Annotated in this window: 12 protein-coding genes and 1 CRISPR repeat array; of the genes, 7 read left to right on the top strand and 5 right to left on the bottom strand. The window is 29.2% G+C overall.

Going from position 1 to position 11124, the window contains the following annotated elements:
* Nucleotides 1-5: 5 nt before the first annotated feature.
* Nucleotides 6-439: direct repeats of the CRISPR family, unit length 30 nt; unit sequence GTTTTGAGCCTACCTATGAGGGATTGAAAC.
* A gap of 851 nt (nucleotides 440-1290) precedes the next feature.
* Together ABIN17_08935 and ABIN17_08930 are read right to left on the bottom strand one after the other, a co-directional pair.
* Entirely contained in the window at nucleotides 1291-2145 is an 855-nt protein-coding gene (locus ABIN17_08935; protein ID MEO0285177.1) for a YwiC-like family protein, read from the bottom strand.
* Nucleotides 2096-2626: a hemerythrin domain-containing protein gene (locus tag ABIN17_08930; GenBank protein ID MEO0285176.1), complete on the bottom strand. Its 531-nt coding sequence runs from the start codon at nucleotides 2624-2626 to the stop codon at nucleotides 2096-2098. Before ABIN17_08930 ends, ABIN17_08935 begins: the two co-directional genes overlap by 50 nt.
* A 131-nt stretch (nucleotides 2627-2757) precedes the next feature.
* On the opposite strand from ABIN17_08930, the gene ABIN17_08925 reads away from it, so the two are divergent.
* The gene (locus tag ABIN17_08925) at nucleotides 2758-3993 is read left to right on the top strand and encodes an MFS transporter (protein MEO0285175.1); all 1236 of its coding nucleotides are present in this window, start codon (nucleotides 2758-2760) and stop codon (nucleotides 3991-3993) included.
* A gap of 9 nt (nucleotides 3994-4002) precedes the next feature.
* Here the strand turns inward: ABIN17_08925 and ABIN17_08920 are convergent, their stop codons facing one another.
* Nucleotides 4003-4563 carry a helix-turn-helix domain-containing protein gene (locus ABIN17_08920; protein ID MEO0285174.1) on the bottom strand — a complete coding sequence of 187 codons (561 nt, stop codon included), beginning with the start codon at nucleotides 4561-4563 and terminating at the stop codon, nucleotides 4003-4005.
* 121 nt (nucleotides 4564-4684) lie between these two features.
* On the opposite strand from ABIN17_08920, the gene ABIN17_08915 reads away from it, so the two are divergent.
* The 4 genes from ABIN17_08915 to ABIN17_08900 are packed head-to-tail and all read left to right on the top strand — an operon-like array spanning nucleotide 4685 to nucleotide 8440.
* Nucleotides 4685-6010 carry a KamA family radical SAM protein gene (locus ABIN17_08915; GenBank protein ID MEO0285173.1) on the top strand — a complete coding sequence of 442 codons (1326 nt, stop codon included), beginning with the start codon at nucleotides 4685-4687 and terminating at the stop codon, nucleotides 6008-6010.
* A gap of 30 nt (nucleotides 6011-6040) precedes the next feature.
* Nucleotides 6041-7033 (top strand): D-alanine--D-alanine ligase, encoded by a 993-nt coding sequence (locus tag ABIN17_08910; protein ID MEO0285172.1) that lies wholly within the window; start codon nucleotides 6041-6043, stop codon nucleotides 7031-7033.
* Nucleotides 7017-7976, top strand: a complete 960-nt coding sequence (locus tag ABIN17_08905) for an ATP-grasp domain-containing protein (protein MEO0285171.1) — start codon at nucleotides 7017-7019, stop codon at nucleotides 7974-7976. Before ABIN17_08910 ends, ABIN17_08905 begins: the two co-directional genes overlap by 17 nt.
* The gene (locus ABIN17_08900; protein ID MEO0285170.1) at nucleotides 7973-8440 is read left to right on the top strand and encodes a GNAT family N-acetyltransferase; all 468 of its coding nucleotides are present in this window, start codon (nucleotides 7973-7975) and stop codon (nucleotides 8438-8440) included. The genes ABIN17_08905 and ABIN17_08900 overlap by 4 nt, the downstream gene beginning before the upstream one ends.
* Here ABIN17_08900 and ABIN17_08895 read toward each other — a convergent pair.
* Together ABIN17_08895 and ABIN17_08890 are read right to left on the bottom strand one after the other, a co-directional pair.
* Nucleotides 8437-9072 carry a CDP-alcohol phosphatidyltransferase family protein gene (locus ABIN17_08895; protein MEO0285169.1) on the bottom strand — a complete coding sequence of 212 codons (636 nt, stop codon included), beginning with the start codon at nucleotides 9070-9072 and terminating at the stop codon, nucleotides 8437-8439. The genes ABIN17_08900 and ABIN17_08895 overlap by 4 nt on opposite strands.
* Nucleotides 9059-9565 (bottom strand): AAA family ATPase, encoded by a 507-nt coding sequence (locus ABIN17_08890; protein MEO0285168.1) that lies wholly within the window; start codon nucleotides 9563-9565, stop codon nucleotides 9059-9061. Before ABIN17_08890 ends, ABIN17_08895 begins: the two co-directional genes overlap by 14 nt.
* Nucleotides 9566-9646: 81 nt before the next feature.
* Between ABIN17_08890 and purE the strand changes: the two genes are divergently transcribed.
* Both purE and purC read left to right on the top strand, forming a co-directional pair.
* On the top strand, nucleotides 9647-10117 hold the full coding sequence (purE, locus tag ABIN17_08885; protein MEO0285167.1) for a 5-(carboxyamino)imidazole ribonucleotide mutase: 471 nt from the start codon (nucleotides 9647-9649) through the stop codon (nucleotides 10115-10117).
* On the top strand, nucleotides 10110-11124 hold a 1015-nt coding region (gene purC, locus ABIN17_08880; protein MEO0285166.1), incomplete at its 3' end, for a phosphoribosylaminoimidazolesuccinocarboxamide synthase. The genes purE and purC, both read left to right, overlap by 8 nt.

The following is an 11124-nucleotide window of genomic DNA, read 5'->3' as shown; positions in this document are numbered from 1 at the left end:
TCTCTGTTTTGAGCCTACCTATGAGGGATTGAAACATTAAATATTTTGGTAAAACTTTTACAACATCTCTGTTTTGAGCCTACCTATGAGGGATTGAAACAAATCAAACTCACCAATAATTGGAGTTTTTATCAGATGTTTTGAGCCTACCTATGAGGGATTGAAACGAAACTTTCTTGTGAAATCTTATATCTGGGGGTTCAGTGTTTTGAGCCTACCTATGAGGGATTGAAACTTTCTAACAATAATTCACCATCACCAAAACCTTCTAAAGTTTTGAGCCTACCTATGAGGGATTGAAACTTCATATTAATTACTAAAACCTCATTATCGGCAGAAAAGTTTTGAGCCTACCTATGAGGGATTGAAACTTAATTATTAGGTCTTCATTTAAGTATATATCTATTTCGTTTTGAGCCTACCTATGAGGGATTGAAACCTAATTTTTGGTTAATATTAAAAGTATGATAGAAAATTTTTTAATTATGATTTACAGTAATTACATAATCGAAATCTGAGAAACCATAAATAGGAAATGAAGGAGAAAAATTTCAATGATATATTATATAAAAATTGTTTGAAAAATATGGTGATCATTCCTTATTTTATAATATTTATAATCACAAAGAAGGTGAAATACGAAGGCAATAAATTGGAAAAGTATAATACGCCACTATAAAAAAAACGGATGGAAAAGATTAGAAGAAGAGATTAATTTTTTTAAAAATTTATCCTTTGAAGAAACCATTGAAAAGGCAGGAATGGCTGAAGATCAGGATAATAAAAGATTTTTTCACCAAAGGCGATTAAAAAAAGAGGCTCTTAAAAAGGCAACCGAAAGATTAAAAAATAAAAAAATATAATAAAAAAAGCACATAACTTTGACGAATTATATAATATTATTGAGGAAATAACAAAAGACATAAAAGGCATTAATGATCTTTATGTTTATGACACTGCTAAAAGAATAGGTGCAAATTTAGGAATTTATCCTGATAAAGTATATCTGCATGCTGGCACAACGACAGGAGCCAAAAATTTAGGTCTTAATATAAAAGGGAAAAAAGCATTACAAATTAATGAATTACCAAAAGAACTTAAGGACCTTAGCCCAATAAAAATTGAAGATATTCTTTGTATTTATAGAGATGAATTTGAAAAATCTAAAAAATAAAAAAATGTGGAAAACAATTTAAAGAATGCTATGGCGATGTTACTTTAATAAAGAGACCAAAATCCTTTAAAATACAAAAAATGGAAAAGAGAAGTGTGGGTTAAAAAAGTATAAAGTTATATTAATTTCCTATTATCTCTCAAATAAGCAAAAATGATAAATATGGCAAAAATTATTGATAATATAAGTTCAGCTATTCCTATTCTCTTTAAAGAAAGGGGCCTATCAAATTTTCTCAACACAAAAAAATATGATTTAAAAAAAGTCGGCAACACTGAAATAAAAATTAAAGAAGGAAGAAAACCTCTATATGAAAGATAAAGGGAAAATAAAAGAAATAAAGTATGATATAAAAGAGAAACTTTCCCTGCTTTTAATCTTACTGAAAATTTCTCTGATAATATGTTTTTATTCCTAACAAGATACCTGACATGAAAAACACTCCCAGTAAAAAAGAGAAAGGTAAATATAAATAGGAGTATTCCATCTCTATCAATAACTCCCTTTGAAATGTAATAAAAAGAAGGTAAAAGAAGACTAAGCCCTAATATTCCCAAAATCTCAGAAGGCACTGACAATTCCTGACGATTAATTGAAAAATAAAAACTTAAAAGGGTAATGAGTAGGGCAAGTAAACCTATAAAAATTAATAAGTAGTATTTATAAATAATTAAAAGATACAAAAAGGTTAAAAGAGTTATTATTAAATAAATAAAAGAAATCTCAAAAATTTCCTTTCTTCTTTCATCCCCTTTTCTTAATTTTAAAAATAAACTTATGTTTTCCCGCATTAGAAAAGCAAAAAAACTTGAAAGAAAAAGTAAAAGAAAAGGTAAAAGTTTAAAATTCTTTGAACATGAGGTTCCTGTAAATATTGATATAAAAAATATTGACCAGGCTCCGTGCTTTTTAGGAAAGGTCCTATTTATAATTTTTTTCCATTTCATGGATGAGCTTTTGATATTTTTCATGAACCCCTTCTCCAATAACTTCCTTTTCAAATTTTTCAAATTTTTCTAAAAGTTCCTCCTGAGTTTTTTTATCAATATGAATATCTGCCATATTAAAAAGGATATTATCCTCTTTAAAAATATGATTCCTTAAAAGCTCTATATAAGAAATTGCCTTTTCCTTAAATTTTTGAAAATTACCTTCTTTTATTGCAGAATCCATTCCCTTTATGAAGTTTCTCCCCTCTATATGTTCAAAAAGCATAACACCAATAGGACCTCCTTCCCTCGGAATACCTGCTCCTTCCATTTCAGGAAATAACATATCCTCTTCCTTACCATGATGACATTTATCAGCAAAGTTTTTAAAGAAATCAATCATTTTTTCAGCATCAATTTTATTAAATTCCTTTTCATTTAGTTTCTCACAAAACTTTTCAAGAACATTAAGCATTCTTTCAATCAATCTGTGTTCACTTTTTAAAATGTCTGTTGGTTTCATTTTTACCTCCTTTAGTTAGGATTTCTTATTATAATTTATGCTATTAAAAAATTCAAGTATCTAAGAAAAAGAATTTATTCCTTTGAAATTCAATATTTTTTTGTATTAAATTTATACTTTTATATTTTTTAATGAATATAAGAAAAAATTTAAATATTTCCCTTCTTGAAGGAATTGTTTCAGGTATTCATGCAGGCATATCCAATGGAGTTTATATAACTGCCTTTGCTGTTAAGATAGGAGCTTATGCCCATGATGTTGCCTTTATGAGTTCCCTTTTTAATATCTCATTTGTTTTTTCCTTTTTTTCTGTATTTTTTCTCTTTCTTTTGAGAAGACCGATGACAATAGCAGGATTAACAGGATTCATTTCAAGGGGAATATGGATTTTATTCTTTTTTGAGATTTTCTGGAAGGTTAAAATTCTTTTTATCATAATTCTTTTATCAGGAATATTTTTAAATGTATCCGCCACTGCCTGGAGTTTCTGGTTTTCAAATATTTTAAAGGCTCTTGATTCAGGAAGAGGGGAATACCTCGGAATGAGGCTGGGAGTTATAACACTTGCCCAAACCTTTTCCTTTTTTGTAGTGGGTATACTCTTTGAAAGAATAGGTTTCAAAGTTCTTTTTGTTATTTTATTTTTCCTATCTATTGTTTCTCTTATTCTTTATTTCTTTCAGGAGGAGATAAAAATAGAAGAAAAATTCAGTGTAGGGAAATATTTAAATGAAATTATTAGGGACAGAGAATTTGTTAAATTTATTTCTTATATTTTTATTTTTAATCTTCTTATAAATATAACAGCCCCAATGTTTGGATACTATGCTGTAAAGTATATGAAACTTACAAATTTAGAGATAGCACTATGGACTGTATCAATGGGTTTAGGTAGCTCAATCTTTCAACCATTTTGGGGAAAATTTGTTGATAAGATTTCACCGAGAACAACTTTAAAGATAAATCTTTTTTTTATAACAATAATTCCTATAATCTGGATTATAAGACCCCCTTGGATGTGGTATTTTATTTATTTAGATGGTTTTTTAAGCACCTTTGGATGGGCAGGAATAAACCTTGCTCATTCATATATAAATTTAATGTTAATAAAAAATCCCCTATACCAAGTGATTTTCCTGACAACAGGTGGTATAGGAAGCTTTATAGGAAACAATCTCGGTGGAATTTTTGTTATGTCCTTTAACAGGGAAGAAACCGGAATAAAGGTATCTTTTCTTCTTTCTTCAATTTTTAGATTTTTTCTTGCCCTTTATCTTCCCAAATTTTTTATAGGTAAAATTATGCCAACAAAAAGAGCAATTTTTTACATAATAAAATATCTTTTAACAAAGTTTTTGACAAGGTAAATAAAAGTATTAAAATATGTCAATATTAGGAGGTGAAACTATGTGTATTATGATAGCGGATTTGTTTTTAGATCTGTTTTCAAAAAAATGAATTTTATCAGGATAAAAAAAATAACTTTCACCCCTTTCCACTTTAATTTTCTTTTTTCCAAACTGAAAATAAACAGCTCCCTTTAGAACAAAACCCCCCTCTTCTCCTTGATGCGGTGATTCTACCCTTGTGGATGTAAAGGGAGGAATCTCAACTTTTAAAATGTCAAAGGATTTGTTTCTCCCGAAAGGCGTTAAAAGGGTAAGATTTATATTTGCCTTCTCAATATATTTATAATCAAATTTTCCAAATTTAAAAAATACTCCCTTTTCCTCTTTTTCAAAAAATTCAGAGAAGGAAAGACCAAGGGCATCAAGAATTGATTTAAAAGTTGAAATTGATGGAGTTATTTTGCCCCTTTCAATCTGGGAAAGGGCTGACTTTGTTAAACCTGATCTCAGGGAAAGTTCCTTTAAAGTTAAACCCTCACTTTTTCTTATTTTTCTTATTTTTTCACCTATTTCTTTTTCAAAGGACATATTGAATTTTAATTTATTTTTGAAAAAGTTTTCCACAAACTCTTGACAAATTGTTTTTTTTTGTTTTATTATTATTAACTGAAAATTTTGTTAAGTAAAATAAAACTTTAAAAGGATAAAAATGGAAATAATAAAAGAAGATAAAAACAAGGATACTTTAAGGGGGGACGAGCCTCCCCCCTCGCCTGTCCTTCTCAAAAAGGAAGAAAAATACTTCTGGCAAAAATTGCCATTTTATCAAGATGTTCCACCTGAACTTTTCTATGACTATAAATGGCAGATCAGAAATTTAATCAGAACTCCTGAACAATTATTTGAAGCTTTTCCCTTTTTAACTGAAAAGGAAAAAAGAGATATAAGACTTGTTGCAAGAAAATATACAATACTCATATCTCCTTACTATCTTTCCCTTATAGATCCGGAGGATCCTAATGATCCAATAAGAAAGCAGGCAATCCCTACAATTGATGAATTACATGATGAAAAAGGTGTTAGGGACCCTCTTGAAGAGGAGGAGGATGAGGCTGCCCCTGGTTTAATTCACAGATATCCTGATAGAGCTTTACTTATTACAACAAATTTCTGCACAACTTATTGCAGGCACTGCACAAGAAAAAGATTGCTCGGTAAAGGCGGAACTGTTAAAGTTTATCAGGAATTTGATAAGGTTTTGAACTATTTAAGAGAACATCCTGAAATAAACGATATAATTCTTTCAGGTGGAGATCCTCTAACCCTGCCAATTCTGAAACTTAAATTTATACTTGACGGACTAAAAACTATTCCTTCTATACAGGTAGTAAGACTTGGTTCAAGAGTTCCTGTGACTCTTCCTATGAGACTGTTTGATCCAGAGCTATTAAATCTTTTATCCCAATATGATTTTCTATGGCTGAATACCCATTTTAACCATCCAAAAGAAATAACCGAACTTTCTAAAAAGGCAGTTTTAAATTTATTAAAGTGTGGAATACCTGTTAATAACCAGTCTGTTTTATTAAAGGGAATAAATGATAATGTGGAAACAATGAGAGAACTTTTAAAAGCTCTTTTAAGGATAAAGGTAAGACCCTATTATTTATTCCACTGTGACCCTACAAAAGGGGTTTCTCACTTCAGAACATCTGTTTATAAAGGAATAGAGATAATTGAAGGTTTAAGGGGGCATATTTCAGGACTTGCTATTCCCACTTATGTTGTTGATGCACCCCATGGAGGTGGTAAAATTCCTGTTATGCCAAATTATGTTATCTCAATGTCAGAGGACAGGATTGTTCTCAGAAACTATGAAGGTATGATAATATCCTATACCTGGAATGGATCTAAAAGAGAAGGAAGGCAAAAAGGTATAAATAAAGAGGGTATCTTTGGTCTTTTAAAGGGTGAAAAGGAATACTTAATTCCTGAAAAAACTTATCGAATAGAAAGAAGAAGAAGCAGAAAATAGTTTAATTAAAAATTAAGTTAAAATTTTTCTATGAAAATTGGAATAGCCTATGATTTAAAACCTAAAGAAGTACCTGCTCATTTGCCCGAGGATATATTTGAGGAGTTTGATTCAGAAATAACTGTTAATTCTCTTAAAAAAACGATAGAAAGTTTTGGTTTTGAAACTATACTTTTGGGTAGTGGTAAAGATTTTATAGAGAAAATTTTAAAGGAAAAGGTTGATTTTATCTTTAATATTGCTGAAGGGTTTGGAACAAGATCAAGGGAAGGACATGTTCCATCAGTATGTGAAATGCTTAATATCCCTTATTCAGGTTCTGACCCCCTTGCTTTAAGTATTACCTTAGACAAGGAGCTATGTAAGAGATTTGCTAAATCCATAGGTGTGAGAACACCGAGTTTTAAGGTTATTAAAAGTTTAAAGGAACTTAAAAATTTTAAATTTAAAGATTTTCCCTGTATTTTGAAATTAAAAAATGAGGGTTCAAGCATAGGATTAAGACTTTCCTCAAAGGTATATAGTATCGATGAATTAAAAGAAAAAGCAAAAGAACTTCTGGAGAAATATAGGGAACCAGTGCTTGTTGAAAAATTTGTGCCAGGAAAAGAAGTAACCGTAGGTATAATTGGAAATGAAAAAATTAAATTCTTTGGATTGATGGAGATAAGACCAAAAAGATTAAAGGAAGAAGATTTTCTCTATTCCCTTGAAGTTAAGAGAAATTATAAGGAGGAGGTTGAATATATTGTTCCACCTGAAATACCGGAAGAAAAGAAAAGGGAAATAAAGAGGTATGTTTTAAAACTTTTTAAAGCCCTTGATTTAAGAGATTTTTCAAGGTTTGATTTCAGGCTTGACGAAAATTTTAACCCCTATTTTCTTGAAATAAACCCGCTTCCTGGTCTTAATCCTGAAACAAGTGATTTTCCGATTATGGCTTATAAAATGGGTTTAAGCTATAGAGAGATCATAGAAAAGATTTTAGAGAGTGCCTTTGAGAGATATGGTATTAAAAAATAAAAAAATCTGTATTCTTTACAACGAGCCTAAGGAGTCAGATTTACCTGATAGAGCTTCTGTTATGGATGAGGTTAGCCTTGTTAAAGATACACTTTTAAACCTTTCCTGCGAAGTTTTTTTATTACCTGTTGATAGAAAACTTGATTGGATAGACATTTTAAAAAAGAAAGGTTTTGATGTTGTTATTAATTTGTGTGAAGATTTTGAAGGAAAACCTGAAGGTGAAAGCTGGGTAGCAGGTATTCTTGAAACCTTGGAAATTCCTTATACCGGTTCTCCTCCTGAATCCTTTTCTTTATGTCTTGATAAAATAAAGGCAAAAATTTTAGTAAAAAATTATGGAATTAAAACTCCTAAATTTTTTGTGGTAGGAGAGGAAGATGAAATTTTTTTTCCTCTTATTTTAAAACCAAGAAAAAGTGATTCAAGTTTTCTTATTGAAAAGAAAAATTTAATTTTTAATGAAAAAGATTATAAAAAAAGGATTAAAGAACTTGAAAAATATAATGTTTTATTTTTTGCTGAAGAATATATTGATGGAAGGGAATTTAATGTTTCAATTTTTGATGATAAGGTAATAGGAATAGGTGAGGTTATCTTTAAAACAGAGCCAAGAATTTTAACCTACAGTTCAAAATGGGATAAAAAAAGCAAAGACTATGCCTTGACCCCTGTTATTTATCCAGCTGAAATTGATAAAAAAAAGGAAAAAGAAATTGAAAATATATCCTTAAAAATTTTTAATATACTTGAAATGAGGGACTACGGTAGGATAGACTTAAGAATGGATTTTAAAGGCGAAATTTATTTTATTGAAGCAAATCCCAATCCTGATATTTCAAGGGATTCTGGCTTTTATAAAGCCCTTGAATTTAGAGGAATTTCATATTCTCATTTTATAGAAAGATTAATAGAAAGAGCTTGTGAGAGAAGAAAATTATGAAAACTCTTGAATTAAAAGTAACAAAACTCTCAAAAGAGGTAAGGTCTTCTCTTCTTGATATATTAAATAGAACTCCTGATTTCAATGAAAAGGACATAAAGACCTGTTTATGTGTTTTTGATGGAATTGAAAGGGGGGAATACGAGGGAATAGGAATTTTTGAAAATGGGAATTTACTTGGATTTATTCTTTTTTCAGAGAATTTTCTTGCTGATTCTGTAATGGAGCTTTTATGGATTGTTGTTGACCCTGAGTTTTACGGTCAGGGTATAGCAGAGATTTTATTTCAAGAATTTTTAAATGAGGTTAATAGAAGAAAAATAAGAATGATAGTTCTTGAGACACAGGAAAAGCATAAAAGGGCAAGAAGGTTTTATGAGAAAATGGGTTTTAAAAAAGAGGCAGAAATCAAGGATTTTTATAAAATAGGTGAGGCAAAGGAAATCTGGGTTAAAATACTTTAAGAATTTTTTTTAATAAAACTGTATAATCTATAAATACCGTTATCCCATCTCCATATATTGATAAAAATTAATCCATAAAACATTATATAAGGATTTTTGAAAATTTCTGTTAAAATTGAAAAGATAAAGATAATAAAAACAATCAAATCCCTTGTGTCTCTTAAAATATGTCTTTTAAAACCTTTTGTGTTTTTTACAATAAACTGTGTTATAAGTCTTGTCATTATTGTAAAGGATGTGATAAATAAAATTAAAAAATTATTGAAATTGTATTTTGAAAGAGAATAACAAAGTGAAAAAGCGGCAATTGAATCAACTATGTAGTCACTTACAGTATCAAGAAGCGCTCCACCCTCAGATTGAAGATTTTTCTTTCTTGCAATTTCTCCATCAATTCCATCACAAATTGAAGCTAATTGATAGAAAAAACCTGTTAAAAAAATACTTCTTAAAATTCCTGATAAAATAAGAAAAAAAGAAAAGAGTATTAAAAATATAAGGGTTATCTTATTTGGATGTATATTTTTTTTAATAATTATTTTTGTAAAAAGTGAAGAGAAGTATCTATTTATGTATTTTGATACAATTCCATCCTTTGGTTTTGAATCAGGGTGAGCCTTAAAGAAGATCATTTTTTTTAAGGTCTTCTATTATAATATTTAAAGTCTCCTCTTCTTTTAATTTCCCAGTATCTAAAACAAGGGAATAGGGTTCAAAGTTTTTCATCAATTTATTATAAAATTTAAAAAGTTTTTCTTTCCCCTTTGGTTCTAAAAAATTTTTATCCCTTTCAAGTATAATTTCAAAGGGTGGGTTTAAAAGATAAATCCTGAAAAATATTTTTCTCCTTTTAAGAAATTTAATTACTTTTGATATTTCCTTTTTTGAGGTAAAAGAGTAGTCAAGAATTAAGGAATATCCTTCTTTTATAAGTTCCTTTGTAATGTTATAAAATATTGAAAATCTCATTTTTTTCTTTTCAAATACTTTTTTTATTTTAAAAATTTCATCGTATTGAAGTAATATAAATCCCTTTTCTTTTAAATTTTCAAAAAGTTTTTTTGCTAAACTTGTTTTTCCTGATCTTGGTATTCCTCTGAATATAATCACAGATTGTTTATTCATTAAAATTTAGACTTAAATATTAAAAGAATTTTAAGATTTTTCTCAAGTTCTTTTATAATTATTTTTTAAAAAGGAGAAAAAATGAAAGTGGTTATAATTATGGGTTCAAAGCAAGACCTTGAACATTCAAAAAAGATCGCTGAAAAATTGAAAGAGTTTGAAGTGGAATGTGTTTTAAGGATTGCCTCTGCCCATAAAACACCTTTAAAAGTCCTTGAAATTTTGAAAGAATATGAAAATGAAGATGCTATTTTCATAACTGTTGCTGGGAAAAGTAATGCTTTAAGTGGATTCGTTGATGCAAATACAACAAAACCCTGTATAGCTTGTCCCCCATACAGTGAAAAATATAGCGGCTTTGATATTTTTTCCACTTTGAGAATGCCTTCTGGTGTTGCACCACTTACAGTATTAGAACCTGAAGGAGCTGCACTTTCTGCTTTAAAAATACTTGCTTTAAAGGATAAAAATCTTGAAAAAAAAATCAAAGAATACCAGGAAAAAATTAAAAATGAAATTGAGAATTCTGACAGGGAGTTAAAAATTGGGTAGTGTAAAGGACCTTTATGTTATAAAAACCCCATATGAAAGAGAACCAGGATTAGGTAGATTTATATTTTCAGATAGGTATTCTGTTTTTGACTGGGGGGAAATGCCTGATCATATAGAGGATAAAGGTAAGGCTTTATGTATTGTATCAAGTTATTTTTTTGAAAAACTTGAAAATCTTGGTATAAAAACCCATTATCTCGGGCTTTTAGAAGATGGGAAAGTTAAAAAACTGAAAGATTTGAAAAAACCCTCAAATGTAATGGAAATAAAACTTTTAAGAGTTTTAAAACCTGAAATAAAAGAAGGAAAATATGATTATTCTATTTATAAAAAGGAGAGATTTAACTTTTTGATTCCCCTTGAAGTTATTTACAGAAATTCACTTCCAGAGGGCTCATCAGTTTTTAAAAGATTAAAAGAGGGGAAATTAAAGCCTTTAGATATTGGTTTAAATAGGATGCCAAAGCCAGGAGAAAGGTTAGAAAAGCCTTTTATTGATTTTTCAACAAAACTTGAGGAAACTGATAGATATATAGGTTTTGAGGAAGCAAAGGAAATAGCAAGTTTAAGTGATAGGGAAATGGAGGAAATAAAGGAAAAAACACTTTTTATAAATAACCTGATTTCAGAAGAAGTTAAAAAAATGGATCTTTTTAATGAAGATGGGAAATTTGAGTTTGGTTTTAATGAAGAAAGGGAAATTATAGTGGTAGATGCAATAGGAACACTTGATGAATGTAGGTTTACTTATGAGGGAATTCATGTGAGTAAAGAGATTGCAAGGATCTATTACAGAAAAACGGAATGGTTTGAAGAAGTGGAAAAAGCGAAAAAAATTGATAGTATAAAATGGAAAAATTTTGTAAAAGTTTTTCCTCCAAGTTTACCTAAGGAATTAAAAAAAGTAATAGAGGATATTTATAGAGCTTTTGCAAATGAAATAACAGGAAGGGAATGGTTTAAAGCCCCGAGTTTAAATGAGGTTTTGAGAAGTCTTAAAAATTTAT

The organism is candidate division WOR-3 bacterium, assembly GCA_039803925.1.
Lineage (GTDB): Bacteria > Hydrothermota > Hydrothermia > Hydrothermales > JAJRUZ01 > JBCNVI01.
This window is presented reverse-complemented; position numbering and strand designations above follow the sequence as displayed.